Below are 26,945 nucleotides of genomic sequence, written 5' to 3'. Positions count from 1 at the left end.
ATGCTCGTGTGCGCATTTCCTGAAGTGCAATTGCACACGGGACCGCGGGTGCGGCAGGCACCCGGCATTCCCTGCGCCCTCTCACTCTTGACGAGGGCATCTGATGCAAACCTCGGACGAATAACGTCGCGAGAACGCGAAATTGTATCCCCGTCATTGCGAGCGAAGCGAAGCAATCCATCTTTCTTCGCGCGGTGACATGGATTGCTTCGTCGCTTCGCTCCTCGCAATGACGCTGAGGTTATGGCTGTTTGACAATCGAACAGGCGCGCCCGCCCACTACCCCTGCGGCGTCACCGAAATCCGCGCGCAGTCGCGCCGGCCCATCAGCACGCAGTCCTGGGTCTTGCGGAGGTCGGCGATGCTGACGGCGAGCCAGATGCCGATCGCGGTCAGCGCTACGGTGAAGGCGAGTGCGGCGACGTTGGCGAGCATGCGGTGACGGAAGTCGTCGCCCTCATCGCCCGGCCGCTCATAGCGGGACAGATCGCTCGCCGCCGGCTGCGCCTTGGCTGGTTCGGATTCATCGCGCCGGGCGGGCGGATGGGCGGAGGTGCGCGGCCGGAACTTGAGCACGACATGCTCTTCGTCCGAGCTAATGGGCCGCTGGGTTTTCACTGCCGTCGATCCGCGAGAAATCAGGCCGTCTTTCTAGCACGGCGGCTGAGCTTCCAACATGAAATGTTTCGGCGTGGCAGCCATCCGCCCACGCAATGTCTGATGGAACTTGCCGCCGTTGATCGGGGGTCTGGCGGCCTTCCGGGCGATCGCGGCTATCCGCAAAGTGGGACGCACGGCGCGTTTGAGGGCTTGCACCATCACGGCATAGTGAATCGGCAGGGCCATTTTGCCGGTTAGAGCAAGAAGATTGACGCAGAGGGGGCAAGCCATGGCCAATACGCGCGACCCGATCCTCACACCGATCCCGATCCTGTCACTGCGTCCGACCCAGATGACGGTCGGCATGCGGGAGGTGAAGGAAAAGCGCAAGCGCTGGCGGGAACACAAGTCGGAAAAGAAGCGCGCCGAACTTCTCGGCAAGCACATGATTCCCGTCGTGCTCGGGCCGGACGAGCACCATTACGTCGTCGATCATCATCATCTGGCGCGTGCACTGCATGATGAGGGCGTCGAGCATGTCCTGGTGACGGTTATCGGCGATCTCACCATGGTCGAACGCGACGCGTTCTGGACCGTGATGGATCACAAGCGATGGGCCTATCCCTACGACGCCAAAGGCGAGCGCGGGCACTACAAGGATCTTCCGAAGTCGGTGTCCGGGCTCAAGGACGATCCGTTCCGCAGCCTCGCTGGGGAATTGCGCCGTGTCGGCGGCTTCGCAAAGGACGTCACCCCGTTCAGCGAATTCCTGTGGGCGGATTTCCTGCGCCGGAAAATCTCCCGCAAGAGCGTGGAGGAGGATTTCTCCAAGGCGATGGAGAAGGCGCTCGACTGTGCGAAGAGCAAAGACGCGGTCTATCTGCCGGGCTGGTGCGGACCGGACTAGATGAAGGTGCTATGTCGGCCTTTTGTCCGACGAAGTGGCGGAAGGAGGTTGCGGCGCGCCTTCGTCCTCGCCGCCAAGCTTCTGGTGCAGCCAGCGCTCCATCCGGCCGCCAATGGTCAGGATCGCGAATGTGATAGTTAATGCGACGGTGACCAGTCGCCATTGCCCGAGGCCGCAGACAATTCCGATGCAGGCCGCGAGCCACGTGCAGGCGGCGCTGGTGAGTCCGCGAACCCTGAAATGACGTCCGGCGTGGACAATGACCCCGGCGCCGAGAAAACCAATCCCGGTCAAAATTCCCTGGATCACCCTGCTGCCGGCGTCCGAGACGATTTTGACGTCGTCCGAATGGACCATCACCAGCAGCATGGCCGTTGCCAGGCTGACCAGCCCGAGCGTCTTCAACCCGATCGGCTTGCCGTGCAGATCGCGGTTGAGACCGATCAGGCCGCCGGCCAGCGCGGCGACGCCGAGACGCAGTATGATTTCGGTCCAGTCCAGCAACGTGGGCGACCTCCGGGGCTCAACCCTGTTTCGGCAGCCGGCCCATCATGTAGAACTCGTCGTTCGGCCGCATCGCGGTGATGTTGGCCAGCCGGTTCGACAGCGCAAAGAAGGCTGAAATTGCCGCGATGTCCCAGATGTCGTCGTCGGAGAAGCCGTGGCCGGCGATCTCGGCAAAGTCGGCCTCCGACACCTCGTTCGCCGCCCGGCTCACCTTCATGGCGAAGTCGAGCATGGCGCGCTGGCGCGGGGTGATGTCGGCCTTGCGGTAATTGACCGCGATCTGGTCGGCAATCTGCGGGTTCTTGGCCCGGATGCGCAGGATCGCGCCATGGGCGATCACGCAGTAGTGACACTGGTTGGCGCTGCTCGTCGCCACCACGATCATCTCGCGCTCGGCCTTGGTCAGCCCGCCGTCCTTCTCCATCAGCGCGTCATGATAGGCAAAGAAGGCGCGAAATTCGTCCGGACGGTAGGCCAGCGTCAGGAAGACGTTCGGCACGAAGCCGGACTTCTCCTGCACGGCAAGAATCCGGGTGCGGATGTCCTCCGGCAGCTTGTCGATGGCGGGCGGCTGAAATCGCGGGGTGGCAGGCTTGGTCATCAAAAGGTTCCGGCTCAGGGCCGCGGGATGCGGCGTTGCCGGAACCATATAGCGTTTTGCGGCCGCGTGGATACGGCGCGCGCAAGAATCGCGCGAGGCTTTAGCGCCTTAGCGCAGCGGCTTTTTCAGGAGCGAGAAGCGGTCGGGATCGAGCCCCATCGAGGGCTGCAGCATCGGCGCTTCCACCGGCGTCATGATGCGGGCGGCGGGCCGCTCGCCGCCGCCGACCGAGGGATCGTTCGGCACGTCGCGGTTGGAGGTGGCGCCACGCCAGCGGTCCAGCACGGCGGAGACGAAGTGCATGTCATGGCCGGCAGCGACCGACGGCACGGACGCGATGGTGGCTTCGCTGCGCGGCAACTGGTGGACTGGCACCTCCTTGAAGCGCAGCCGCGTCGGCAGCGCCACGCCTTCGCCAAAGGCCAGCACCTCGCGGGTGCCGAGCGAAGGCACGAAGGACAGCAAGTTCGCGGCGGCGTCGGAGACCGCCGAGCGCAAGAGCGCCTGGTCGCGGTCGTTGGCAAGGCGCATCGCAAACAGCGTATTGCACTGGGAGATGATGGTGGCGTCGAGTTCGGCCGGACGCTGGGTGACGAGGCCGAGGAAGACGCCGTATTTGCGGCCTTCCTTGGCGATGCGCGAGACGGCTTTCCGGGTCGGGCCGAAACCGATGTTGCGGTCGGCCGAGGCGTAGCGGTGCGCCTCTTCGCAGACGAACAGCAGCGGCGACACGCCGTCGCTCCACAGGCCGAAATCGAACGCCATGCGGCACAGCACCGACACCACGGAATCGACGACTTCGGCGGGGAAGCCGGCGAGCTGCATGATGGTCATCGGCCGGCCATTGGCCGGCAGGCGGAACAGATGGCTGATCACCTCCGCCATGGTATCGCCGCCGACATTGGCGTTGTCGAACATGAAGGCGTAGCGCGGATCGTTGCGCACGGTTTCGATGCGCGAAATCAGCTTGTGATAGATGATGCGCGAGGAGCGGTTCTCCAGCTTGCCCATCCGCTCGTCGATCAGCGAGATCAGGTCGACCAGCCGGTACGGCACCGGCGTATCGACCGTGAAGCCGCCCGACTTCGGGTCGACGCGCTTCAGCCCGAGCCGGTCGGAGTTCTGGTACTGGGTGTAGAGGCCCTTCGCCATCGGGATGACCTCGGCGAGAACGTCGAGCTCTTCGGGCACGCCGGGCCGGCCGCCGAACAGCACGTCGACGATCTCTTCGAAGTTGAACAGCCAGAATGGCAGTTTCAGATTGCGCGGGTTGAGCACCAGGGCGCGGTCGCCGAAGCAGCGGCCATATTCGTTATGCACGTCGAGCAGGAAGACCCGCAGGTTCGGCCGCGCTTTCAGGATCTCGTTGAGCAGCAGCGACACGCTGGTCGATTTACCGACGCCGGTGGAGCCGAGCACGGCGAAATGCTTGGAGAGCATTTCCTCGACGTCGACATAGGCGATCACCGAGCGGTCTTGCTGCAGGGTGCCGACATTGATCTGGTCCGATCCGCTCGGCGCATAGACGGTACGCAGATCCTGGGCCGTGATGAGGTCGACGTCATCGCCGATCGTAGGATAATTGGTGACGCCACGCTGGAATTTGGGACGCTCACCGCCGGAAATTTCGCCGAGCAGGTCGACCGAGGCGCTGGCGATATAGTTGTCGGAGCTCGGCAGATCCTCGCAGGACACCTCGGTGAGCATCGCGACGATCGTGGACTGGTGGCAGCGGATGCTGATGAAGCGGCCGACGGTGGCGCGCATCTCGGAGACGGGCATCTGGCCGGTCGCCAGAAGTCCGATCCGGGCAAGCGAGCCGCGCACGGAAATGACACGTCCGAAGGATGTCACGGTGTTGAACCTGGATCTCTAGAATTGGGGTCTGATCTCCATTATGAGCGGCGCCGAATAGCGAAACGGTTAAACCGGCGCATTTCCGTATCAGCTAAATCTGCGGCATCTCGGTCAGGATTCGTTTTCGCAGCGGAGCTCCGTCAGCGCTGTCGGATGCGAGTTGTGCCGGAAAACAGGGGCTTTCTTGTATTTTCGGTCGCGCGCGACGCATGTTCTGAATTAATCGTTCATTTACCACTTCGGACGAGAGGCGCGGCCCGTGAGCCGCCTCCCGATAACCTCTTGATTTGGGATTGCCGATCGGAGCCGGCGCGTGCGCGAGGTAACCGATCGCTAACTGCAAGTTGTAACGCGACTTCCATCAGTACGGCGCAACAATGCCGCGGGGGACGCGATTTGCGGTCTGAGTTCCATTGCAGGGACCTCCATCCGCATTCCAAGGGCATATCGGGTGAGCAACAAGGGCGGTTATCAAGTATCAGGCGGTTCGGCCGGATTCGCGCTGGGAAGCGGAACGGTCAAGCTTCTTGTGGTGTGCGGAATCCTGCTCGCGGCGGTGATTGCGGCCGATCCGGCGGCATGGAGTCTTCGCGAACGGGCGCTGCTTGCGCTCGTCGCCGTTCTCTCCGTGATCGCCGGTCTCCTGGTGAGACGCGATCGCCTGACCGATCAGCGGCTGGCGGCCGAGCGGCGCCAGCTCTCGATTGCCGTCAACAACATCCCGCAAGGTCTTGTTCTCTATGATGCATCCGCGCGGATCATCATTTGCAATGAGCCCTATCTCGAGATGTTCGGTTTGTCGCCCGACGTGGCCAAGCCCGGCTGCACCATGCAGCGGCTGATCGCTCACCGGAAGGAAACCGGATCGTTCGACGGCGACGTCGAAGAATTCTGCAGCGCCATCATCCAGACGGTGAGGCTCGGCAAGGCCACGCGCCAACTCACGCAGGCGCCGGGCGGCCGCGCGATCGAGATCATCAACCGGCCGCTGAAGGGCGGCGGCTGGGTAGCCACGATCGAAGACATCACCGAGCGCACGCGCACCGAGGAGAAGATCGCGCATCTGGCGCATTATGACGGGCTGACCGAACTGCCGAACCGGCTTCTGTTCCGCGAGCGGCTGGAACAATCGCTCAAGGCGATCCGGCCGGGAGAGCAACTGGCGGTGCTCTATATCGACATCGACGAGTTCAAGAGCGTCAATGACGCGCTCGGCCATGCGGTCGGCGACGAGTTGCTCAAGGGCGTCGCCGAACGCCTGCGTGGCTGCCTCAAGGAAAGCGATGTGGCGGCCCGGCTTGGCGGCGACGAGTTCGCGGTCATTCAAGCCGCCGTCAAGGACCGCTCGGAAACCACGCGGCTTGTTGACGAAATCCATTCGGCGATCAGGCAGCCGCTTGATTGCATGGGGCATCTGATCACCACCGATGCCAGCATCGGCATCGCGCTTGCCCCCGGCGATGGCGTGGAGCTCGACCAGTTGCTGAGGAATGCGGACCTCGCGCTCTACGGCGCCAAGGGCGACGGACGGCGAACCTACCGCTTCTTTGAGGCCGGCATGGACCAGCGCGCCAAGGCGCGGCGAAGCCTGGAGCTCGAGCTGCGCCAGGCGATCGGCGACGGCAGTCTCGAGACCCACTATCAGCCGGTGGTCAATCTCGAGGACGGCAAGATCTCATCCTGCGAAGCGCTGCTGCGCTGGCGGCACCGCGAGCGCGGCATGATCTCGCCGGCGGACTTCATTCCGATCGCGGAAGATAGCGGCCTCATCAATGAGCTCGGCCAATGGGTACTCAACGCGGCCTGTGCCGAGGCCGCCAATTGGCCCGATCATGTCCGTGTCGCGGTCAACGTTTCGCCGGTGCAGTTCAGGAGCCAGTCGCTGGCACTGAACGTGGCGGCGGCACTGGCCGCTTCCGGCCTGCCTGCCAGCCGGCTCGAACTCGAAATCACGGAGGCCGTACTCATTCGCGACGACGCGGCGCTGGAGGCGCTGCATCAGTTGCGCAGGCTCGGCGTGCGGATCGCGCTTGATGATTTCGGCACCGGCTATTCGTCGCTCAGCTATCTGCAGCGATTCCCTTTCGACAAGATCAAGATCGACCGCTCCTTCATCCGGGATATCGCCGGCCCCGGCGCATCCTCATCTATCGTCCAGGCGGTGGTGAATATTGCGGCCGCCAGCGACATGATGACGACGGCGGAGGGCGTCGAAACCGAGCAGCAGAGGAACCTGCTGTACATCCTCGGCTGCAACGAGATGCAGGGCTATCTGTTCAGCCCCGCGATACCGGCCGTGGAGGTGAGGCGCCTGTTGCTGACGCATAGCGGCAGAGCGATGTCGGCTGCTTGAAACGCCGTCCCCGGCTTGCTATCCAGTTCTGCATAATAAGAAACAGGGCAGGGTGAACCGCGATGAATCGCGACAACGCATCTTGAGCGAGCCGACGCGGCCTTCGGCGCTCGCACCATTTCGTGTCAGGAACTACCGTTTTCAGTGGCCCGCCGATCTGCTCACCTCGTGGGCGTTCGAGATGGAGACGCTCATTCTCGGCTGGTACGTGCTGGTCGAGACCGGCTCGGTGCTGTTGCTCACCCTGTTTGCTTCCCTCGGCTATATCGGTACGTTGGTAGCGCCGATGTTCGGCGTCGTCGGCGACCGGATCGGTCACCGCGATCTCCTGGGCATGATGCGCGCGACCTACGCGGTGCTGGCGGTCGCGCTGATGACGCTGGCGCTGTCGGGTCATCTCGCACCGATCTATGTCTTCATCATCGCGGCCGTAATGGGGGTCGTCCGCCCATCGGACCTCGGTGTGCGCGGCGCGCTGGTTGCGACCATCATGCCGCATGACCAGTTGATCGGGGCGATCAGCATCTCACGCACGACGATGGACACCGCGCGCATCGCCGGCGCGCTGAGCGGCGCCGGATTGTTTGCCGCGCTCGGCATGGGGCCGGCCTATGTGGCGATCGTCTGCCTCTATCTTACCGCAACCGCGCTGACGCTGTGCATCGTGGCGCCGGCCAGGAAACCGCATGCAGCGGGCGAGGCCGCCAGCGAGGCGTTGCAACGTTCGCCGCTGCGCGATCTCAAGGAGGGCGTGGCCTATTGCTGGACCACGCCGCGGATGCAGGCTGCGCTCTGGGTGGCATTTTTGGCCAACCTGACCGCCTATCCGCTCTCCAACGGCTTGCTGCCCTATATCGCCAAGACGATCTACGGCACCAACCAGACCGGGCTCGGATATCTGTCGGCAAGTTTTGCGATCGGCTCGCTGGTCGGCTCGATCCTGCTGAGCCTGTTCGGCGGCATCCGGGTGGCGCGGCTGATGATCGGCGCGACTGTCATCTGGTATGTGACCTTGCTGGTGTTCGCGCAGATGCAGACGGTGCCGACCGCGATCCTGTGCCTGGTGGTCGCGGGCTTCTCGCAGAGCCTCGCCATGATCTCGATCGCCGTCATCCTGATGCGGACCGCGAGCGAGAATTTCCGCGGCCGGGTGATGGGCGTGCGCATGATGGTGATCTACGGCCTGCCGATCGGCCTGTTGGCCGCCGGCAGCCTGATCGACGAGATCGGATTTGCGGCGACCGGGACGCTCTATGCGGCGGCCGGCCTCGCGCTGATGCTGGCGATCGTGCTGCATTGGCGGGCCGATCTCTGGCACGTCCATGCGCCGGCGAACGCGCGGTGAACGGACCGCGCGATCGGCGCGGCCATCTCACTGCATCTTGATGTTTGCCTCTTTTAGCACCGGCTCCCACTTCGCCGCTTCGGCGCGCATGAAGGCGTCGAACTCCCTGGGCGAATTGCCGACCGGCGTGGCGCCCATTTTTTCCAGCGCGGTGAGCACGACCGGATCTTTCAGCGCCGTGGCAAGATCGGCGTGGATTTTGGCGACCAGCTCCGGCGCCATGCCGGCGGGTCCGAGAAAGCCCCACCACACGGAAGCGTCATAGCCGGGCAGGCCGGCTTCCGCGACCGTGGGAACATCGGGCAAGGCCTTCGAGCGTTGTGCCGTCGTCACCGCAAGGGCGCGCGCGGCATTGCCTTCGAGCTGGCCGACGACTTCCGGCAGCGGATTAACGCTCATCGGAATTTCGCCGGCGATGACGGCGGTGAGGGCAGGGGCGCCGCCCTTGTAGGGGATCGCCTGGATCTTGACCTTGCCCATGTAGTTGAGCAACTCGCCGGCGAGATGGGCCGACGTGCCGTTGCCGGACATGCCGTAAGACAGTGTCTCGGGCTTCTCACGTGCGGTCGTCAGCAACTCCTGCAAATTCTTCATCGGACTGTTTTTGGACACCACGATTGCGAGCGGCGAATAGGCGATCTCGCTGATGGCGGTGAAGTCCTTGAAGGTGTCGTAGGGCAGTTTCGGATAGAAGAACTGGTTCAGCGGATGGCCGCTGGCGACCAGGATCAGCGTGTAGCCGTCCGGTGCGGATTGCGTGAGCGCCTGCGATGCGATGATCCCGCCCGCGCCCGGACGATTTTCGACGACCGGCTGCTGGCCCCAGGTCTTCGACAGCGATTGCCCGAGCGTGCGCGCCAGCACATCGACCGCGCCGCCGGCGGCATAAGGCACCAGGATACGCACAGGTTTTGTGGGGAAAGTCTCCGCATGGACATTCGTGCCGGCGAGTGAAACGAGGGCTGCGGCGGCGATGGTGCGGACGAATGTTCGGCGTGGGATCATGAGAGAAGGTCCTTGTTGCTGGATATCACTTGAGAATTCACGTGACGCGTCGCTATTCCGCAGGCGAGGTCGTGGCGCCGCGCAATCCGGCGCGCGCAATGGCGGCGCCGATCACGCCTTCCGACTTCATCTCGTTCGTGAACTGACGGATGAAAGCAATTGCCTGCTCGCGCCCTTTGGGGATTGCGATGGCGTGGCGCTCGATTCCCCAGCGGCCGTCGAGCACTTTCGAGCCCGGCAATTTCTCCGCCATCTCGAACAGCGTGGCCTTGTTCGTCGCATAAGCGTGGATCGCGCCGGCCGACAGCATCTCGATTGCGACGTCGAACGTGGCGGCGCGGACGATCTCGGAATGCTTGAAGTCGCGCGAAAGGGTGGCGTCCGTGGAACTGCCCGCGGTCACGCCGATGCGCAGTCCCGGCGAATCCATTTCTGCCGGCGTCGTCAACGTGGATTCGCGAGAGACGAGACAGCCGAGCTCGATTTCGAGAAAGTGTGGGCCGAAATCCATATCCCGCGCGCGCACCGCGGTCGCGTTGGTGAAGGCGACGTCGATCTCTCCGTTTTTGACGGCGGCGAGGACGTCGGCATTTTTGGCAAACACGACCGGCTCATAGGGAACGCCGAGCCGCCGCGCGAGCTCCTTGCCGAGATCGTGGCCGACGCCGCGCGGTTCGCCCGAGCCTGCGTTCGGCAGGATCGAGGTGGGCGTGCCCGGATAAAGCCCTGCTCGCAACGCACCTGACGGCGCCAATATCAGCCGCGTTTCGAGGTCGGCGTCGGTGGCCAGGCCGGCGCCGTGCCAGGCCAGTGCGCCGGCACCGATCAGAAACGCAACGATAATCCGGCGCATCCGGCCGCTCTCCCTCGTCATCCCCGGCCTGTCCAGATGTTTGTTGACTAGACCTGATATTTTGTACAAATGTACAAAAGTCGAGAGCGGAAAGCAAATGCCATGACGCGAAATCCCAACATGCGCGAAGCCATCCTGAGTGCGGCCGAATTGCTGTTCTCGACCAGGGGCTTCAATGCGGTGTCGATCCGCGACATCGCGCTGGAGGCGGGCGCCAATCCGGGCAGCATCACCTACCATTTCAAGAGCAAGGACGGGCTGCTGCTCGAAATCTACAAGCGCCATTGCGGTCCGATGAACAAGCGCCGCATCGAATTGCTGGTAGCGGCGCAGCGCGTGCGCGACGTGCAGGACCGGCTGGAAGCGATCGTGCGGGCCTATGTGCAGCCGGCGTTTTCATCCTCTACGGATCTCGCCGGCGGCGGGGCGCGGTTCACGCGGCTGCGCGCCGTGATGTCGGCCGAAGGAAATGCCGTGGTGGGCCGTATCATCGCCGAGATCTTCGACGACACCACGCATGCCTTCATCGACGCGATCGGGGAAAGCCTGCCGCATCTGCCGCGGACGACGATCGTGTGGCGGTCGCAGTTCCTGCTCGGCGCACTCTATTACACCCTCGTCAATCCGGAGCGGGTGACGCGGCTCTCCCGCGGCGAAGCCGACGGCGCCGATATGGCCGAAGCGATCGAGCAACTCGTCTCGGCAACAGTGGCCTCCTTGCAGGCTTCCGATGTCGATCACATCGACAGCGCGTCACGCCGGACCAGGCCCGTTCAACCACGCGCGGCGGCGGCTGCCCGAAAGCGGAAAGAAAATCCGGCCGACTAGCTATTCACGAAAACCCACGCACTGCAGAAAGCACGATGAACAAGCCGACGATTCCCGGACCCGATCCCGATACGCGAACGCCGAAATTCAAGCTGCCGGCGCTGGCGTGCGACGCGCATACCCACATCTTCGGCCCCGGCCACAAATACTCTTATGCGCCCGGACGGCCCTATACGCCGCCTGACGCGCCGCTCGAAGATTTTCAGGCACTGCACAGGAAGCTTGGGATCGGCCGTGCCGTCATCGTCAATGCCAGCGTGCACGGCACCGACAACCGCGTGGCGCTCGATGCTATCGCTGTGAGCAACGGCACCTTTCGTGCGGTGGCCAATATCGACGATACCATCACCGAGCGCGGGCTTCGCGAACTGCATGAGGGCGGCTTTCGCGGCTGCCGCTTCAACTTCGTGCGACACCTCGGCGGCGTGCCTGACATGGGTGCTTTCCATCGCATCGTCGCGATGGTCGCGCCGCTTAACTGGCATATCGACCTGCATTTCGACGCGATCGACCTGCCTGAATACGCCGAACTGCTGGCAAAATTGCCGGTGCGTTACACCATCGATCACATGGGGCGCGTCAAGGCATCCGACGGTCTCGACCAGCTTCCGTTCCGGACGCTGATCGACCTGATGACGCGGGACGAGAAATGCTGGGTCAAGGTGTGCGGCTGCGAGCGCGTCTCGTCCAGCGGACCGCCGTTCCACGACGCGGTGCCGTTTGCGCGCCGTATCGTCGAGACAGCGCCGGATCGGGTGATCTGGGGAACCGACTGGCCGCACCCGAACGTCAAGGTGATGCCCAACGACGGCGATCTGGTCGATCTCATCCCGCTGTTCGCGCCGGAGCCGGAGCTGCAACAGAAGATTCTGGTCGACAATCCGGCGCGGCTGTTCGAGTTCTAGGGGAGCGCGGGCGATGGCGGACGAACGCAAGCGATACGCATGGAGCCGGCGCGGCGTGTTCTCCGCTGGCATCGCTGCCTTGCTGGCGGCGCTGTTACTTCCGCAAATCGCCCAGGCGCAAAACTATCCGAACAAGCCGGTGCGGCTGATCCTCCCCTTCGGCGCGGGTGGGGTGGCCGACGTCACCGCGCGGCTCGTCACCGAGCGGCTCGGCGAAAAGCTCGGCCAGCGCTTCGTCATCGAGAACATGCCGGGCGCCGGCGGCATCAACGCCGCGCGTGCCGTGCTGTCTGCCCCTGCGGACGGTTATACGCTGGCGCTGTTCAGCAACGGCACGGCGATATCCGTGTCGCTGTTCAAGAACCTGACATTCAACCCGGTCACCGATTTCGTGCCGGTTTCGAGCATGGGCTATTTCGACTTCATCTTCACCACCCAGGCGGCCTCGCCTTATCCGACGCTGGCGGAGTTCATCAAGGCGGCGAAGCAAAAGCCCGGCGCGCTCAATGTCGGCACCATCAATGTCGGATCGACCCAGAACCTCGCCGCGCAATTGTTCAAATCGACTGCCGGCGTCGATGTCACGATCGTGCCGTTCCGCAGTTCGCCTGACGTGCTGATCGCGCTGTTGCGCGGCGATATCCAGTTGGCGATCGAGAACTACAGCGCGGTGCAGTCGCATATTGCAGACAAGGCGGCTATTGCGGTCGCGTCTTCGGGACCTGTCCGCACCACATTTTTGCCGGACGTGCCGACGGTGAAGGAAGCGGGCGGCGGCGATTTCGAGGCGCGGTCATGGAATGCGATCTTTGCAGCCAAGGGCACGCCGCCGGACGTGATCAATACGCTCAACGCCGCGCTGCGCGTGGTGCTCGACGCGCCCGACCTGAAGAAGCGTGCGCTTGAGCTCGGCATCGAGGCCAAGGCCAGTTCGCCCGAGGAAATCCTCGCGCGCCTGAAGGCCGACATCGACAAATGGGCGCAAGTAATCGAGCGGGCGGGAATTGCCAAACAATAGTCGCGATGCCGGTGCGGCCAGCCACGCGTAACAAGCCAAGGAGGAGATCCCGATCATGAGCAATGCTGGCAAAACGGGCCTTGTTGTCACGGCGCATCCCGGCGATTTCGTCTGGCGCGCGGGCGGCGCGATCGCGCTGCATGTGAAGAAGGGTTATCGCGTCAAGATCGCCTGCCTGTCGTTCGGCGAGCGCGGCGAAAGCCAGTTCGCCTGGAAGGAGGCGGGCGCGACGATGGAGAAGGTGAAGGCCGGAAGGCGCGACGAGGCGCAGCGCGCGGCGGAAATGCTGGGCGCGGAAATCGAATTCTTCGACGCCGGCGACTATCCGCTGCGGCTGACGGAGGCGCATTTCGACCGCATGGTCGATATCTACCGCGAACTCAACCCGTCCTTCGTGCTGACCCATGCGCTGGAGGATCCCTATAATTTCGATCATCCGAACGCGGCGCACTTCGCCCAGGAAACCCGCGTGGTCGCGCAGGCGATGGGCCACAAGCCCGGCGCCAAATACACCTATTCCGCGCCGCCGGTGTTCCTGTTCGAGCCGCACCAGCCGGAGATGTGCAATTTCAAGCCGCAGGTGATCCTCAACATCGACGAGGTCTGGGACATCAAGCGCAAGACGTTCGAGATTCTCGCCGCGCAAAAGCACCTGTGGGCCTATTATGAACGCGTCGCGCTGCAGCGGGGCGTGCAAGGCGGCCGCAATACCGGCAAGCCGATGACCTATGGCGAGGCGTACCAGCGTCTGTTCCCGATGGCGATGGAGGAATTGGCATGAAGACGGTCGTCGTCCGCAACATCAAGCGCACCGAGCCTGACCTCGTGAAGCGGCTCGGCGCACTCGGCGTCGCCACCGCGCACGAGGCCTATGGCCGCTTCGGCCTGATGAAGCCGTATCTACGCCCGGTGTGGAGCGGCGCCGAAGCCGCCGGCACCGCCGTGACCGTGCTGGCGCAGCCCGGCGACAACTGGATGATCCATGTTGCGGTGGAACAATGCAAGCCAGGCGACATACTGGTGGTCGGCTGCACCACCGACAACACCGACGGCATGTTCGGCGATCTGCTTGCGACCTCGCTGATGGCGCGCGGCGTCAAGGGGCTCGTCATCGATGCCGGCGTCCGCGACGCCAAATCGCTTCGCGAGATGGGCTTCCCGGTATGGTCGAAGGCGATCTCGGCCAAGGGCACGGTGAAGGCGACGCTGGGGGCCGTCAACGTGCCCGTGGTCTGCGCCGGCATCAATGTCAGGCCGGGTGACGCGGTGGTTGCCGATGACGACGGCGTGGTGGTGATCGGGCGCAAGGACGCGGCGGATGTCGCCACCAAAGGCGAAAAGCGCGTCGCCGACGAAGACGGCAAGCGCCAGAAGCTCGCTGCCGGCGTGCTCGGGCTCGACATGTACAACATGCGCGAGCCGCTGGCGAAGGCCGGGCTCGTCTATGTCGACGAACTGGAGGAGGACTGAGGTGGCGATGCGCCTGCGGACCTTGCTCGGCGACCATTCCGGCACATCAGCACTCAAGAACGGCTCAGTCAGGTCCGATCTGGTCGAGTTCGATTTCGCGCAGTATTCGCCGACCAACAAGGGCTTCAAGCCGATGGTCCGCGAGGGCGCGTTCGACGTCTCGGAGATGGCGATCGTCACCTATCTGATGGCAAGATCCTTCGGCAAGCCGATGGTGCTGCTGCCAGATGTGGTGCTGGCGCGGTTTCAGCATGGCCATGCGCTGTACAATGCGGAGGAGGGAAAGCTCACACCGCGCGACCTCAGGGGAAAGCGCGTCGGCATTCGCTCCTTCACCACCACGACCGGCGCATGGCTGCGTGGCATTCTCGCCAATGACTACGGTGTCGATCTCGGTTCGATCGAATGGGTGACGTTCGAGGATGCCCATGTCGCCGAGTTCGTTGATGCAACCAAGCGGGCGCCGGCGGGAAAGCAGATCGTGCAGATGCTGGTCGACGGCGAGCTCGATGCGGTGCTCGGCGAAAAATCCGATCATCCGGATCTGAAGCCGCTGTTTGCCGATGTCGCCGCGGAAGAGAAGGCATGGTTTGAAAAGCACGGGGTGGTGCCGATCAACCACATGGTGGTGGTGAGCCAGGCGATGTCCGACAAGCATCCCGACGCGGTGAAGGAAGTCCATCGCCTGCTCACTGAATCCGCTGGTGCGGCGCCGTCGGCGCCGCGCTTCGGCCGTGACGAAATGCGACGGTCGCTGCGACTGATCATCGAGTACTCCGCGCAGCAAGAACTGATACCGCGCGCGTTCACCGTGGACGAGTTGTTCGACGATGCCACGCGGACACTTTTGTAGGGTGGGCAAAGGCGCATCGCGCCGCGCCCGCCATGTGTTTTGCAACGGTGGGCACGCTGCGCTTTGCCCACCCTACGAGAGAGGCCTACAATGACATCAGAGCCGATCTTCGATCTTGCCCATCTCGGCCACATGGAATTGCTGACGCCGAAGCCGGACGAGAGCCTGAAATTCTTCGTCGACGTCATGGGCATGACGGTCAGCGGCCAGAAGGGTGAATCGGTCTACCTGCGCGGCTGGGACGATTACGAGCGCTATTCGCTCAAGCTAACGGCCTCGAAAACTTCGGGAATGGAGCACATGGCGTTGCGCGCCCGCAGCCCGCAGGCGCTGGAGCGCCGCGTAGCGGCGCTGAAGGGCTCCGGTTTCGACATCGGCTGGACCGACGGCGATATGGGGCAGGGACCGGCGTTCCGCTGCCGCGACCCCGACGGCCATATTGTCGAGCTCTATTACGAGACCGAATGGTACCAGGCGCCGCCGGAGCTGAAGCCTGCGCTCAAGAACCAGGCGCAGCGGTTTCCCGCGCGCGGCGTCAACGTCCGCAGGCTCGATCACCTCAATTGCCTCGCAGTCGACATCAAGGCCAACCGTCTGTTCTTCGAGAACTATCTGGGCCTGCGCACCACCGAGCAGATCGTGCTCAACGACGGCACGGAAGCGGCAATGTGGATGACGATGTCGAACAAGAGCTACGATTTCGCCTACACGCGCGATCATTACGGCAAGCCGGGCCGCTTCCACCACGTCACCTACGCGCTCGACAGCCGCGAGGAAATTCTGCGCGCCGCCGATATCTTTCTCGAAAACGGCATTCACATCGAGACCGGCCCGCACAAGCACGCGATCCAGCAGACCTTCTTCCTCTATGTCTACGAACCCGGCGGCAACCGCGTCGAAGTCGCCAACGCCGGCGCCCGCCTGATCCTCGCACCCGACTGGAAGCCGATTGTCTGGACCGAGGAGGAGCGCAAGAAAGGCCAGGCGTGGGGGCTGAAGACCATCGAGTCGTTTCACACCCACGGTACGCCGCCGGTGTGAGGAGCGGCTTGCTCCGCAACCTCACTCGATCCGGCAACCCTCACATGGCGAGATCTTGCACGCCAAAGCTACGTTACCGGTTTTGAGGGCGGCATGACGCGGCAACTATTCGTCAACATGTGACGGGCTTCATACATCGCGCAACCTCTAAGAGATAAAGTGCCGCAGGTATTGCGCCGCAATACATTTAGCAGTTTGCATTTGCAGATTTGATGCGCTGGCTGCAGGTGCAGTTTGGTCGCTTTATATAAGTGTTTTGGGAGATGACGCATGTTTCAGTTCATCCCTGCATCGCGCTTGTTGGCCATCGCCACCCTTTCCACCTCCCTGACTTTCTTCGTGGCGGCAGCACAGGCCGCAGACCAGATCACGACATATCGCGGTGCCTGCGATGGCTCGGCCGCGATTGCGCTCGATCAGAATTTTTTTGCGGTGGCGGATGACGAGAGCAATGTGCTCAACGTCTACCGCATGGGGCAGGCGGCCGCCGTTCACGAGCTTTCCCTGGATGCGTTCCTTGAGGCGCCGACGAAGAAGAAGCCGGGACCGGATGGCGAACCCGTCTTCAAGGAGGCCGACCTCGAGGGGGTGGCGCGTATCGACGATCGCATCTACTGGATCGCTTCACACGCCCGCGATTCCAAGGGCGAGGCCGAGCCGGGCCGATCGCGCCTGTTTGCGACCCGTATCGTGCCGCAGGCGGACGGTCCTCGGCTGGAGCCGATCGGATCCGGCGCCTACAAGGACTTGCGGGAGGCCATGTTCGACGATGCGAAGCTGAAGAGAAAGCTGAAGCCGTTCAAATTGTCCGAGGCCTATGCGCCCGGAAAGGAGGAGGGGCCGGCTCCGGAATCGAAGAAAGGCTTCAACATCGAGGGCCTTGCGGCGACGCCGGATGGTCGCCTCCTGATCGGATTCCGCAATCCGCGCCCCGGCAAGAAAGCCTTGGTGATTTCACTCGATAATCCGGCCGAGGTGGTGGATGCGGGCAAGACGCCTGTTTTCGGCAATCCGTGGCAGCTCGGCAAGCTTAAAGGGCGCGGCATCCGCAGCATCGAATGGGTCAACAACACCTATGTCATCGTCGCGGGCCCGCACGGCGAGGCTAAGGATTCCGAGATCAAGCCGCCATTCGCCCTGTTCACCTGGAGTGGCAAGGAGCGCGATACCGAACCGGTCATGATGAACGCCAAACTCCCGGACGATTTTGCTCCCGAAGCGGTGTTCGCAATTCCCGGCAGTTCAAACATGATGCTGCTGTCCGACGATGGGACCAAAAAGTGTAAGGACGCGGACAAGCTAGAGAAATCTTTTCGGGCCTTGACCTTGCCGGCGCCGAAATGACGCCGTGCCTCGGCCATGGCCGGTTCTTTCGGTGTTGACGAAAAGCGTGGGACGGCAATCGCGCATGTGATCCATCCGATCTCGATCGTTCCGACGAGGTCACCACCATGGATGAGGTAGAATCATGAGCAGCAATGACGTTGACGACAATCGCCGCTTGATTGGAAAGCTCAGGCAGGAGCTGGCCGCGCGGGAGGCGGCGGCGCGTGTTGAGATGACGCAAGAGCTGGAAATAGAGATCGACCAAAGACGCCGATACATCGACGAGCTGATGGGCGATCTCCAGGAGTTGGAGATGGTCGGAGAAGCTTCCGGCACCGTTGAATTCGACGCCGCGGAGGAGGCCAGCGCTAATCCCAACGGTCTTGCGATAGTTATCGGCCACAGCTCCGAGGGCACCGACAAGGGCGCTCTCGGCGTCTCGCCTCCGTTTCCTGCCGCGGCATCGGCTGGGCGTGCGGAATATTATTGGAACGAGGATCTGGCAAGGCGGATCGAGGAGAAGGCCAATGCGCGCGGCATTCGCGTCGCTACGTTCCGCCGGCGACAGAACGGCACCGCCGGGGTCCGCGATGCCTATCGGCTGGTGGCGCGGTGGCGACCGCAAGCTAGCGTTGAACTGCACTTCAACTCCGCAACGGCGTCCGCCCGCGGCAGCGAGACGCTGTACGGCCGCAGCGGCTCCATTCCCTGGGCGCGGGCGTTGCAGGACAAGCTTGTCAGCCTCTACGGACGGGTCGGACTCCAGGATCGCGGCCTGAAGGACGCCAACGAAACCGGACGCGGCATTGCCAGCCTCACCAACGAGGTGCAGCCCTCCGCGCTGATTGAGCCGTTTTTCGGATCGAACCAGCAGGACGCTGAACTCGGCATTGCGCGCAAGGATGGGCTTGCGAGGGCGGTGGTAGACGCGTTTGCCGCTTTGGTCGGCCTGCCGGCGCCCGCGAGTTTGGAGACCGCGGACGCTGTGGCGGCGGATGTGGAATCGGCGGAAGCTGCAACGAGCGCGGCCTTGTGGAATTCCTTGCAGCAGGCCTATGCGACCGCCACGATCGAGTTTCCGCATCTCAAGGACATCAGTTTCTCGCAATGGGCGCTGGAGTCCGGAACGGGCACGTCACAGCTCGCAACGCGGCACCTCAATTTCGCGGGCATGAAATGGCGGCCGTTCATGAGCGGCATCGCCACCAAGGTCTGGTACGAGGCACATGACGGCGGCGAGTTCTACTGCAAGTTCGCAAGCCTGGAAGATTTCATTGCCGGATACTGGCTTCGGCTTGATCGGCATCCAAGTTATCGGGGGTGGCGCGGCGCGGCCGCAGCGCCCGAACGATTTTTGAATTTCATCGCCGACATCTGGGCACCGCCTGCCGAAAATCCGAACTACAAGCCCAAGGTAATGCGTCTGTACGATCAGTTCAGGGGCACGTTCGGAGCGCCTCCGGCCGATGCGCCCGCCGAAATTCCGAGCGATGAGGATTTCTGGGTCGATCGTTCGCCCGAAGACGAAATCGCGCGTCAATCCGTCGAAAGCATGGACGCAACCGTCACTCGGGCGCGCTCGCAGTCGACCGTGAGCTGGGCGCGCGACGCGGACTGTTGCGACTACGCGCATCTCGGGGCTGACCTTCCCGTTGGCATGCAGTTCCCGTTCACCGCGGCTGATATCGAGATGCTCTGCGCCTTGAACGATTTTCCGGTCGGTGAAGCCGGCGTCACGCCGGTGCTGTTCGGTCTGCGCGGCGCCACCATCGTCAGCGGCGGATCGGGCAGCGACGGCCTGTGGCGGGAAGAAGCCGTGCTCAAGAACATCCGTCCGAACCATCAGGAGACACGCTGCGTGATGGGCGTGTGGGATCGCCAGCAGGGAAAGATCGCGGTGTATTCGGGCTCCACAGTGCCGCATGCGGAAGCCGTGGTGTCGTGGTTCCGGACACGGGAGGCGGGCAATCTGCTGCCGTCGGGGCTGTACCGCTATATCTGCGGCGAACACAATGGACGGCCGGGCTGTTTCCTGCTGCGCAAATCGATCGCTTCGAAGCGAAAGGTAATCGTGCGGCGCACCGCCGATGATCTCACCTACGAGTCCGGCGACATATTTCAGAACATGGCCCCCGGCGACAACATCCATCCGTCCTTCTCCAGCGAGAGTGGTTGGTTTTCGTCGTTCGGCTGCCAGGTCATTATTGGCTCCGCGACATCATCGGGCCAGCACTCCGGACAGTGGGCGAAATTCCGTCGTTCAGCCGGCCTGCTCGATGCCAACGGCGAGCCGGGGCGGCCCTATCTCTACCTGTTGCTTACGGGGGATGAGGTCTTGATGGCCTCGGAGGCGCGCCGCCGCGGGCGGGGCCTCCAGGAGATGTCCGGCTTGCGGCGTTTGCGTTTTGGCTCGCAGGGCGCCCGGGTGACGCGTCTGCAGGATCGGCTCGGCATCGCTGCGCCGGATGGCGATTTTGGTCCTGCCACCGCGGAAGCGCTGCACAACCGTCAGCGCACGCGCACCCAGCGGAGCGACGGCATCTTCACGCCTGCACTCGACACCGAGCTGGATTGGAGCATCTTCGCGCCGGAGGCCTGAGCCAGGATTTGAAGGAGGAGGTGGCTTTCGAAGGTCCTTTCGATCCAGGGCCGCCTTCTCGCAGCGTTGGGAATCCTGCTGCTTCTCATTGCCCCGGCGCGCTCCGATGTGCCGATCGGCATCTTGGCTGTTCCGGCTTCTTCAAGCAGCGGCCGCCGGCTTACGCCTGACGGCGCTATGAGAAACGGCAAGATCATCGATCGCGAAAAAATGATGGCGAGGACGATCGAAAGCCCGAGCCTTGCGGCTTCACTGTTGCGCACCATCTTTCGGGTGGCGAAGCGGCGGCGTGGAATGGCGCGATGGCACAGCATGTGGATTTCGATTTCACCAGCGAGGCCTTCTTTCGCAATCCCGAGGCGGGTGTTGGCCAACTGCGCTCGATCGGTCCTGCCGTTTTCACGCGATTTCCGATCATCGGCCGCGTCTGGGTCACCACGACCCATGAGGCGGCCGCGCGCGTGCTGAAGGACGGCACGAGATTCACGCTGCGCAAGGAGGGCGGGGCGCTGGTCGGGTTGCCCTGGTGGATGCCGCGTGTCATCGGCACCGTCGCCAACAACATGCTGACGATGGACGAGCCGGATCACACGCGGCTGCGCGACATCGTAGACGAGGCGTTCCGCCGCCGCGCCGTGCTCGACATGGAGCCGCATATCCGCGCCATCGCCGATCGCCTCGCCGATGAACTCTTTGCGCAAGGCAGTCCCGCCGATCTGGTACAGCGTTATGCGCGGATGCTGCCGCTGGCGGTGATCTGCGAACTGCTCGGCCTGCCGCTGGCGGACCGGCCGAAATTCATCGCCTGGGCCAATTCGCTGGCGCATATGACCAACGCATTCAGCTTTCTGCGGCTGATCGGCGGACTGTTCAGGATGCGCCGCTATCTGCAGGAACGGCTGCAGGCGGTGCGCGAAGAAGGCGGCGAAGGATTGATCGCCGAGCTGGTGCGCGTCGAGAAAGAGGGCGGGCGCATCACGCCGGACGAGATGGTCGCGATGATGCTTCTGCTGCTCAACGCCGGCTCCGAGACCACGACGCATCTGATCAGCGGATCGGTTTTCGAATTGCTGAAGGATCCGGCCCGGCGCGAATGGCTCGCGGCGGACTGGAGCCGCGCGGGGCTGGCGGTGGAAGAATTCCTGCGCTTCGTCTCGCCGGTGCAGTTCTCAAAGCCGCGCTACGTGCGCCACGACGTCGATCTTGAGGGCGTGAAATTGAAAAAAGGCGATCGCGTGATGGCGATGCTCGTCGCCGCCAATCTCGACCCGCTGGCGAACGAGTGTCCCGAACGGCTCGATCTCGAGCGGCGGCCGAACCGGCATTTGTCGTTCGGCACCGGAATCCATTTCTGCCTCGGCCACCAGCTCGCACGGATCGAGGGGATTTGCGCATTGCAGGCGCTGTTCACGCGCTGGCCGCGATTGAAGCTGGCGGTCGAGCCGTCGCAAATTCATTGGCGGAGGCGGCCCGGCATTCGCATGATTGCGGAGTTGCCGGTGGTGGCGGGCAGTTGATGGATCAGGATGTCACTGACATGGATGCAATGCGAAGCAGCAACTCAGATCGATGAAATCAGACTAAAGTTCGGCGCTCGATCAATTATTCAAATGAAATCATCGAGAAAAGTGATTGGTTGCCGCGAAGTTTTGCGGATCCATAGGCTTAGCCTAACGCGATAGACCCATAGGCTTAGCCTATGTCGTCGTCCCTATGTCATTCAATCGCACTCAATCTGGAATAGATCCAATCTGAAATCGACTTCGCTCGATTGATATTGCATGCTGACAAAAAACGACTGGCGGATCTGGGCGAGCATTGGCCAGAGGAAAACATATGCGGGTGGAAACGGGGCGAACGAATCTGGAAAGGCGAGCCGACCTTGGGTTTGGGTCGCAGCCTGCGCACGTTTCGTTTCTTGCTGTTGCCGATAACGGCGCGTCGTCAAGGCGTCGACGTCGGGTCGATTCCTGCACGCTGATCGCGGCACATCAGATCACTGCATTCCGACATTCTGTGGGTGGTCTGCCGAGGCGCGTCGTGTGCGCCAAGGCAGTCATGGGGGCAAGGGGAAAAGCGGCAAATGACAACTGGGACTTCCGGCTTGGATACTTTTCCAAAGCTGCTCCTGCATCACTCTCGCGAGCGAGGTGAACGTCCGGCCATCCGTGAAAAGAACCGCGGCATCTGGCGCACCATCACCTGGCGCGAACTGGGCGAGGAAGCTGCGGCGCTTGCAGTAGCAGCATCGGAGCGAGGCTTGCAGCGCGGTGCGCATGTCGCCTTGCTGGGCGACAATCGGCCGCGGCTGTATGTGGCGATGTGCGCGGCGCAGTGGCTCGGCGCCATCGTGGTGCCGCTCTATCAGGATGCGACGGCTGACGAGATCGCGACCTCGATCCAGCGCGCGCAAGTTACCCACGTCTTTGCCGAAAACCAGGAGCAGGTCGACAAGCTGCTCGAAATATTGCCGCGCTGCCCCACGGTTCGATGCATCGTCTACGACAAGGACCGCGGCATGCGCCATTACAAGCAGCCGCAGCTCGTCAGCTACGACGCGCTCCTGCAGGAGGGCAGGGAGCTCGCCGCGCAGAAGCCCGACTTCCTGCAAGGAGAGGTGGCGAGCGGCAAGGGTGAGGATTCGGCATTTCTGTTCTTCACATCGGGCACGACCGGCCCTGCCAAGGGCGTCGTTCTCGCCTATGCCGCGCTGATCGATCGTGCGCGTCTGGCCGCGGCAATAGGAGAGTTGAAAGACACCGACGTGGCGATGGCCTATCTTCCGCCGGGGTGGATCGGCCAGATCCTGTTCGGCTACGTCCAGCCGATGGTGGTCGGTTACTGCATCTGTTGCCCCGAATCCCCCGACACCATGCTGTCAGACATGCGTGAGATGGGCCCGACATACCTGCTCGTCACGCCGCGCGTGCTGGAGGCGCTGCTCAAGCAGGTGTCGCTTCGGATCGAGGAGACCGGCGGCTTCAAGCAGTGGCTTTATCGCTCCTGCATGGCGGTTGGCGCACGGATGAGCGAGCAGCGGCTTGCCGGCAAGGCCGTTTCCGTTGGCGATCGCGTGCTGTCGCTGGCGAGCGATCTCCTGATCCGCGGCCCGCTGCGCGACATGCTCGGCATGAGCAAGGTGCGCGTGGCCTACTCGGCGAGCGACGCGATTGATCCCGATCTCCTGATGTTCTTCCGCACGCTCGGGATCAATCTGAAGCAACTCTACGGCTCGACCGAGACCGGTTTCTTCGTCGCCATGCAGCGCGACGGCGTCATCAAGCCGGATACGGTGGGGGCTCCACTCGAAGGCGTGGAGCTGAAACTGACGCCGCAGCGCGAGATCCTGGTGCGTTCGCCCGGTCTTTTCAGGGAATACCACGCCGACTCCGAAATGACGGCGCGGGCGAAGAACGCCGAAGGCTGGTTTCACACGGGCGACGCCGGCGACCTCGACCAGGACGGACAGCTGCGGATCATCGATCGCATGGCGTATGTCGGCGCGCTAAAGGACGGCTCGCCCTATGCACCGCGGGTGATCGAAAACAAGCTGAAGTTCCTGCCCTACATCAGGGAAGCCGTCGTGTTCGGGGACGGGCGCGACATGGTGTGCGCACTGATCGACATCGAGATGGCCGCCGCCGGCCGCTGGGCTGACAGGCAGGGCGTTTCCTACATCGGACACGCCGATCTCGCCGCGCATGATGAGGTCTATGCGTTGATTGCGGATTGCATCGCCAAGGTGAATGCGCAACTCGCGTCTGAGCCGCTGCTGGCGCAATCGCAGATCCACCGCTTTACCATTCTGGGCAGGGAGTTGAGCGCCGATGACGGCGCCCTCACGCGCACCGGCAAGCTACGGCGTCATGTCATCGCCGAGCAATACCGTGCGCTGGTTGACGCGATGTACAGCGGCCACGCCGGTGTACGCTTCGGCGCAGAACCCGATGAAGTGAAAATCCGCGACGCGAAAGTCACGGCGCCCGCGCAGACCCGGAAAGTTGCCTGAAACATGACGATTACCGTGCCATCCTCCATTCTGCAATCCGCCGAACGCGCCTTTCCCTTCGGTCCGCCGGTCCTAGAGCTTGAATCGATCTCGCTGCGGTTCGGCGGCGTGCAGGCGCTGACCAATATCTCTTTCAACGTGCTCGAGCACGAGGTTCGCGCCATCATCGGTCCGAACGGCGCCGGCAAGAGCTCGATGCTCAATGTCATCAACGGCATCTATGTGCCGCAGGAAGGCAGCATCACCGTCGCCGGCGAACGGTTGTCGGAAATGACACCGACACACGCTGCCCATCTCGGCATCGCGCGCACCTTCCAGAACATCGCGCTGTTCCGCGGCATGTCGGTGCTCGACAACATCATGGCCGGCCGCATTTTGCGTACGCACGCAACTTTCCTGGAAGTGGCCTTGCAGTTGCCCCGTGCCCGTCGGGAGGAAACCGAGAACCGTGCCGTGGTCGAAGAGATCATCGAATTCCTCGAGATCGAGCACATCCGCAAGACCCCGGTTTCGCGCCTTCCCTACGGCCTGCAGAAGCGGGTGGAGCTTGGCCGGGCGCTTGCAGCCGAGCCGAAGATATTGCTGCTCGACGAGCCGATGGCCGGCATGAACATCGAGGAGAAGCAGGACATGTGCCGCTTCATCCTCGACGTCAACGACCACTACGGCACCACCGTCGTGCTGATCGAGCACGACATGGGCGTGGTGATGGACATCTCCGATCGCGTCGTCGTGCTCGACTACGGCAAGAAGATCGGAGACGGCACGCCCGATGAGGTGCGGTCCAACCAGGATGTAATCGACGCCTATCTTGGCGTGGCCCACTGAGGAATCGCAATGCCGGACATTTGGTTTTTCATTGAGGTTCTGGTCGGCGGCCTGCTGTCGGGGATCATGTATTCGCTCGTCGCGCTCGGCTTCGTGCTGATCTACAAGGCCTCGTCGGTGTTCAATTTCGCGCAAGGCGCGATGGTGTTCTTCGCCGTCCTTACCTTCGTCGGCGTTATGGAGCTCGGGCTGCCGTTCTGGGCGGCGCTGCCGGTCGCCATCGGCGTGATGGTGCTTGTCGGCATGGCAACCGAGCGTTTCGTGCTGCGCCCGCTGGTGAGCCAGAGCGAAGACACCCTGTTGATGGCGACAATCGGCCTTTCGTTCGTAATCGAGGGGGTCGCGCAGCTCGCGTGGGGCGTGGACGTCCGAAACCTCGATCTCGGTATCCGCGACGAGCCGATCAACTGGGTCATGGACAAGACCGGCATGCTGATCAGCCAGCTCGACATCACGGCCGGCATCGTCGCGTCCGTGATGGTGGCTTCGCTGGCGCTGCTGTTTTCACGTACCAAGGTCGGCCGTGGCTTGCGTGCGGTGGCAGACGACCATACGGCGGCGCTCTCGATCGGCATCCCGCTCAAGCATATCTGGATGCTCGTTTGGGCGACTGCTGGCGTCGTTGCGCTGGTTGCAGGCATGTTGTGGGGCGCGCGCAGCGGTGTGCAGTTTGCGCTGGTGTGGGTGGCGCTGAAGGCGCTGCCCGTCCTGATTATCGGCGGCTTCACCTCGGTCCCCGGAGTGATCGTCGCCGGGCTTCTGGTGGGAGCGTCTGAAAAGGTTGTCGAAGTCTATATCGGTCCAAAATTCGGCGGCGGCGTTGAAGTCTGGTTTCCATACGTCCTGGCCGTTCTGTTCCTGCTGGTGCGGCCCGAAGGCCTGTTCGGCGAAAAAATCATTCGGCGCGTCTAACGATCCGGCAAACTGGAGATATCCTTAATGTTCTACCGAGAAGCCGGTCAGTTTCGCACCTCCTACGCGCAGGACTCGCAGATCTTTCCGCTGCGCCAGGACCGCATCGGCATCGCCATCATCTTGATCGCGGCGGTGCTGCTGCCCTTCGTCGCCAACGCCTACTGGCTGAGCGCTATTCTCATTCCATGGCTCGTGCTGTCGCTGGTGGCGCTCGGGCAGAACATCCTGATGGGCTATGCCGGCCAGCTTTCGCTGGGATCGGCGGGCTTCATGGCGGTGGGGGCCTTCGCCTGCTACAACCTGATCCTGCGCGTCGAGGGCATTCCCTTCGTGGTCGCGGTTGCGCTTTCCGGCGTATGCGCCGCGCTGGTCGGCATCGTCTTCGGGTTGCCGAGCCTGCGCATCCGAGGGCTGTATCTGGCGGTTGCAACGCTAGCTTCGCAGTTCTTCATCGTCTGGGCGCTCGACAAGTTTCCCTGGTTCAAGAACTACGATCCGGCTGGCGTCATCACCGCGCAGCCGATCATCATGTTCGGCCACAACTTCGCCAGTCCCCGCGAGAAATACTGGGTGGTGCTGGCGATCGTCGCGGTGCTGGCGCTGCTGGCCAAGAACATGGCCCGTGGCAGCGTCGGCCGCGGCTGGATGGCGGTGCGCGACATGGACGTCGCCGCCGAGGCGATGGGACTGTCGCTGCTGCGCACCAAGCTGCAGGCATTTGCGATCAGCTCATTCTACTGCGGCGTTGGCGGCGCGCTGTTTGCATTCGCCTATCTTCAAACGGTCGAGCCCTCTGCGTTCACGATCGAGCTGTCATTCCGAATCTTGTTCATGGTCATCATCGGCGGCCTCGGAACGATCATGGGATCTTTCCTCGGCGCAGGCTTCATCCTGCTCATGCCGATTTTCCTCAACGTCTTCTTCCACGGCGTTTTCGGTCAGTCCGTCGACGCGGGCGTGATCTCGGCGGTGGAGCAAGTCATCTTCGGGGTGATGATTATCACATTCCTGATTTACGAGCCGCTGGGGCTCGCGCGGGTCTGGCAGCTAACAAAGGAGCGGCTGCGCTTGTGGCCGTTCAAGCACTAGATGATTCGGCGCATCAACAAGAAACGGTACACATGT

Annotated in this window: 22 protein-coding genes and 1 pseudogene; 17 read left to right on the top strand and 6 right to left on the bottom strand. The window is 62.9% G+C overall.

The features are described from left to right. Positions 1-279 precede the first annotated feature (279 nt). A complete protein-coding gene (locus tag CQ12_RS11055; protein WP_057835328.1) occupies positions 280-618 on the bottom strand; it encodes a hypothetical protein in 339 nt (112 codons plus the stop codon). 271 nt (positions 619-889) lie between these two features. On the opposite strand from CQ12_RS11055, the gene CQ12_RS11045 reads away from it, so the two are divergent. After that, positions 890-1,507, top strand: a complete 618-nt coding sequence (locus tag CQ12_RS11045) for a ParB-like protein (RefSeq protein ID WP_057835326.1) — start codon at positions 890-892, stop codon at positions 1,505-1,507. 9 nt (positions 1,508-1,516) lie between these two features. On the opposite strand, the gene CQ12_RS11040 is transcribed toward CQ12_RS11045, so the two are convergent. The 3 genes from CQ12_RS11040 to CQ12_RS11030 form a co-directional block, all read right to left on the bottom strand. Continuing rightward, complete coding sequence (locus tag CQ12_RS11040; RefSeq protein WP_057835325.1) at positions 1,517-2,011, bottom strand: MgtC/SapB family protein; 495 nt, start codon at positions 2,009-2,011, stop codon at positions 1,517-1,519. Positions 2,012-2,030: 19 nt separating this feature from the next. Beyond that, entirely contained in the window at positions 2,031-2,615 is a 585-nt protein-coding gene (locus tag CQ12_RS11035; protein ID WP_057835343.1) for a peroxidase-related enzyme, read from the bottom strand. 108 nt (positions 2,616-2,723) lie between these two features. Next, the gene (locus CQ12_RS11030) at positions 2,724-4,469 is read right to left on the bottom strand and encodes an ATP-binding protein (RefSeq protein WP_157088127.1); all 1,746 of its coding nucleotides are present in this window, start codon (positions 4,467-4,469) and stop codon (positions 2,724-2,726) included. 586 nt (positions 4,470-5,055) lie between these two features. Between CQ12_RS11030 and CQ12_RS11025 the strand changes: the two are divergent. Next, positions 5,056-6,825, top strand: a pseudogene (locus CQ12_RS11025) (putative bifunctional diguanylate cyclase/phosphodiesterase); the annotation flags it as partial. Positions 6,826-6,907: 82 nt separating this feature from the next. Beyond that, entirely contained in the window at positions 6,908-8,170 is a 1,263-nt protein-coding gene (locus CQ12_RS11020) for an MFS transporter (protein WP_057835341.1), read from the top strand. 27 nt (positions 8,171-8,197) lie between these two features. Here the strand turns inward: CQ12_RS11020 and CQ12_RS11015 are convergent, their stop codons facing one another. After that, on the bottom strand, positions 8,198-9,175 hold the full coding sequence (locus tag CQ12_RS11015) for a tripartite tricarboxylate transporter substrate binding protein (RefSeq protein ID WP_057835323.1): 978 nt from the start codon (positions 9,173-9,175) through the stop codon (positions 8,198-8,200). 52 nt (positions 9,176-9,227) lie between these two features. Beyond that, positions 9,228-10,028 carry a transporter substrate-binding domain-containing protein gene (locus CQ12_RS11010; RefSeq protein ID WP_245309851.1) on the bottom strand — a complete coding sequence of 267 codons (801 nt, stop codon included), beginning with the start codon at positions 10,026-10,028 and terminating at the stop codon, positions 9,228-9,230. A gap of 102 nt (positions 10,029-10,130) precedes the next feature. Between CQ12_RS11010 and CQ12_RS11005 the strand changes: the two genes are divergently transcribed. The 14 genes from CQ12_RS11005 to CQ12_RS10940 all read left to right on the top strand — a co-directional run bounded on the left by CQ12_RS11005 (position 10,131) and on the right by CQ12_RS10940 (position 26,909). Next, positions 10,131-10,856, top strand: a complete 726-nt coding sequence (locus CQ12_RS11005; protein ID WP_245309850.1) for a TetR/AcrR family transcriptional regulator — start codon at positions 10,131-10,133, stop codon at positions 10,854-10,856. Between the two features lie 35 nt (positions 10,857-10,891). Then, the gene (locus CQ12_RS11000) at positions 10,892-11,761 is read left to right on the top strand and encodes an amidohydrolase family protein (RefSeq protein WP_057835320.1); all 870 of its coding nucleotides are present in this window, start codon (positions 10,892-10,894) and stop codon (positions 11,759-11,761) included. Positions 11,762-11,774: 13 nt separating this feature from the next. Then, positions 11,775-12,779 carry a Bug family tripartite tricarboxylate transporter substrate binding protein gene (locus tag CQ12_RS10995; protein ID WP_057835319.1) on the top strand — a complete coding sequence of 335 codons (1,005 nt, stop codon included), beginning with the start codon at positions 11,775-11,777 and terminating at the stop codon, positions 12,777-12,779. A gap of 55 nt (positions 12,780-12,834) precedes the next feature. Next, a complete protein-coding gene (locus CQ12_RS10990; RefSeq protein ID WP_057835318.1) occupies positions 12,835-13,560 on the top strand; it encodes a PIG-L deacetylase family protein in 726 nt (241 codons plus the stop codon). Next, positions 13,557-14,249: a 4-carboxy-4-hydroxy-2-oxoadipate aldolase/oxaloacetate decarboxylase gene (locus CQ12_RS10985; protein WP_057835317.1), complete on the top strand. Its 693-nt coding sequence runs from the start codon at positions 13,557-13,559 to the stop codon at positions 14,247-14,249. Before CQ12_RS10990 ends, CQ12_RS10985 begins: the two co-directional genes overlap by 4 nt. Before the next feature lie 7 nt (positions 14,250-14,256). Continuing rightward, positions 14,257-15,102, top strand: a complete 846-nt coding sequence (locus CQ12_RS10980) for an ABC transporter substrate-binding protein (protein WP_057835340.1) — start codon at positions 14,257-14,259, stop codon at positions 15,100-15,102. A gap of 90 nt (positions 15,103-15,192) precedes the next feature. Then, positions 15,193-16,143 (top strand): catechol 2,3-dioxygenase, encoded by a 951-nt coding sequence (locus tag CQ12_RS10975; protein ID WP_057835316.1) that lies wholly within the window; start codon positions 15,193-15,195, stop codon positions 16,141-16,143. A gap of 270 nt (positions 16,144-16,413) precedes the next feature. After that, positions 16,414-17,487, top strand: coding sequence for a DUF3616 domain-containing protein (locus CQ12_RS10970; RefSeq protein WP_057835315.1), 1,074 nt, complete (start codon positions 16,414-16,416; stop codon positions 17,485-17,487). A gap of 124 nt (positions 17,488-17,611) precedes the next feature. Next, complete coding sequence (locus CQ12_RS10965; protein ID WP_057835314.1) at positions 17,612-20,068, top strand: N-acetylmuramoyl-L-alanine amidase; 2,457 nt, start codon at positions 17,612-17,614, stop codon at positions 20,066-20,068. A 302-nt stretch (positions 20,069-20,370) separates the two neighbouring features. Further along, on the top strand, positions 20,371-21,585 hold the full coding sequence (locus tag CQ12_RS10960; RefSeq protein ID WP_057835313.1) for a cytochrome P450: 1,215 nt from the start codon (positions 20,371-20,373) through the stop codon (positions 21,583-21,585). A 587-nt stretch (positions 21,586-22,172) separates the two neighbouring features. Then, a complete protein-coding gene (locus CQ12_RS10955; RefSeq protein ID WP_198164120.1) occupies positions 22,173-24,077 on the top strand; it encodes an AMP-dependent synthetase/ligase in 1,905 nt (634 codons plus the stop codon). Positions 24,078-24,080: 3 nt separating this feature from the next. Continuing rightward, the gene (locus CQ12_RS10950) at positions 24,081-24,905 is read left to right on the top strand and encodes an ABC transporter ATP-binding protein (protein WP_057835311.1); all 825 of its coding nucleotides are present in this window, start codon (positions 24,081-24,083) and stop codon (positions 24,903-24,905) included. Positions 24,906-24,908: 3 nt separating this feature from the next. After that, positions 24,909-25,817, top strand: coding sequence for a branched-chain amino acid ABC transporter permease (locus CQ12_RS10945; RefSeq protein ID WP_430642200.1), 909 nt, complete (start codon positions 24,909-24,911; stop codon positions 25,815-25,817). 27 nt (positions 25,818-25,844) lie between these two features. Beyond that, positions 25,845-26,909: a branched-chain amino acid ABC transporter permease gene (locus CQ12_RS10940; protein ID WP_057835309.1), complete on the top strand. Its 1,065-nt coding sequence runs from the start codon at positions 25,845-25,847 to the stop codon at positions 26,907-26,909. Positions 26,910-26,945 lie beyond the last annotated feature (36 nt).

The organism is Bradyrhizobium jicamae, assembly GCF_001440395.1.
Classification (GTDB): Bacteria; Pseudomonadota; Alphaproteobacteria; order Rhizobiales; family Xanthobacteraceae; genus Bradyrhizobium; species Bradyrhizobium jicamae.
This window is presented reverse-complemented; position numbering and strand designations above follow the sequence as displayed.

Coding starts and splice junctions, on each gene's coding strand:
- CQ12_RS11045 (WP_057835326.1), top strand. CDS start 890: ATGGCCAATACGCGCGACCCGATCCTCACACCGATCCCGATCCTGTCA.
- CQ12_RS11035 (WP_057835343.1), bottom strand. CDS start 2,615: ATGACCAAGCCTGCCACCCCGCGATTTCAGCCGCCCGCCATCGACAAG.
- CQ12_RS11015 (WP_057835323.1), bottom strand. CDS start 9,175: ATGATCCCACGCCGAACATTCGTCCGCACCATCGCCGCCGCAGCCCTC.
- CQ12_RS11010 (WP_245309851.1), bottom strand. CDS start 10,028: ATGCGCCGGATTATCGTTGCGTTTCTGATCGGTGCCGGCGCACTGGCC.
- CQ12_RS11005 (WP_245309850.1), top strand. CDS start 10,131: ATGACGCGAAATCCCAACATGCGCGAAGCCATCCTGAGTGCGGCCGAA.
- CQ12_RS11000 (WP_057835320.1), top strand. CDS start 10,892: ATGAACAAGCCGACGATTCCCGGACCCGATCCCGATACGCGAACGCCG.
- CQ12_RS10995 (WP_057835319.1), top strand. CDS start 11,775: ATGGCGGACGAACGCAAGCGATACGCATGGAGCCGGCGCGGCGTGTTC.
- CQ12_RS10990 (WP_057835318.1), top strand. CDS start 12,835: ATGAGCAATGCTGGCAAAACGGGCCTTGTTGTCACGGCGCATCCCGGC.
- CQ12_RS10985 (WP_057835317.1), top strand. CDS start 13,557: ATGAAGACGGTCGTCGTCCGCAACATCAAGCGCACCGAGCCTGACCTC.
- CQ12_RS10980 (WP_057835340.1), top strand. CDS start 14,257: ATGCGCCTGCGGACCTTGCTCGGCGACCATTCCGGCACATCAGCACTC.
- CQ12_RS10975 (WP_057835316.1), top strand. CDS start 15,193: ATGACATCAGAGCCGATCTTCGATCTTGCCCATCTCGGCCACATGGAA.
- CQ12_RS10970 (WP_057835315.1), top strand. CDS start 16,414: ATGTTTCAGTTCATCCCTGCATCGCGCTTGTTGGCCATCGCCACCCTT.
- CQ12_RS10965 (WP_057835314.1), top strand. CDS start 17,612: ATGAGCAGCAATGACGTTGACGACAATCGCCGCTTGATTGGAAAGCTC.
- CQ12_RS10960 (WP_057835313.1), top strand. CDS start 20,371: ATGGCACAGCATGTGGATTTCGATTTCACCAGCGAGGCCTTCTTTCGC.
- CQ12_RS10950 (WP_057835311.1), top strand. CDS start 24,081: ATGACGATTACCGTGCCATCCTCCATTCTGCAATCCGCCGAACGCGCC.
- CQ12_RS10940 (WP_057835309.1), top strand. CDS start 25,845: ATGTTCTACCGAGAAGCCGGTCAGTTTCGCACCTCCTACGCGCAGGAC.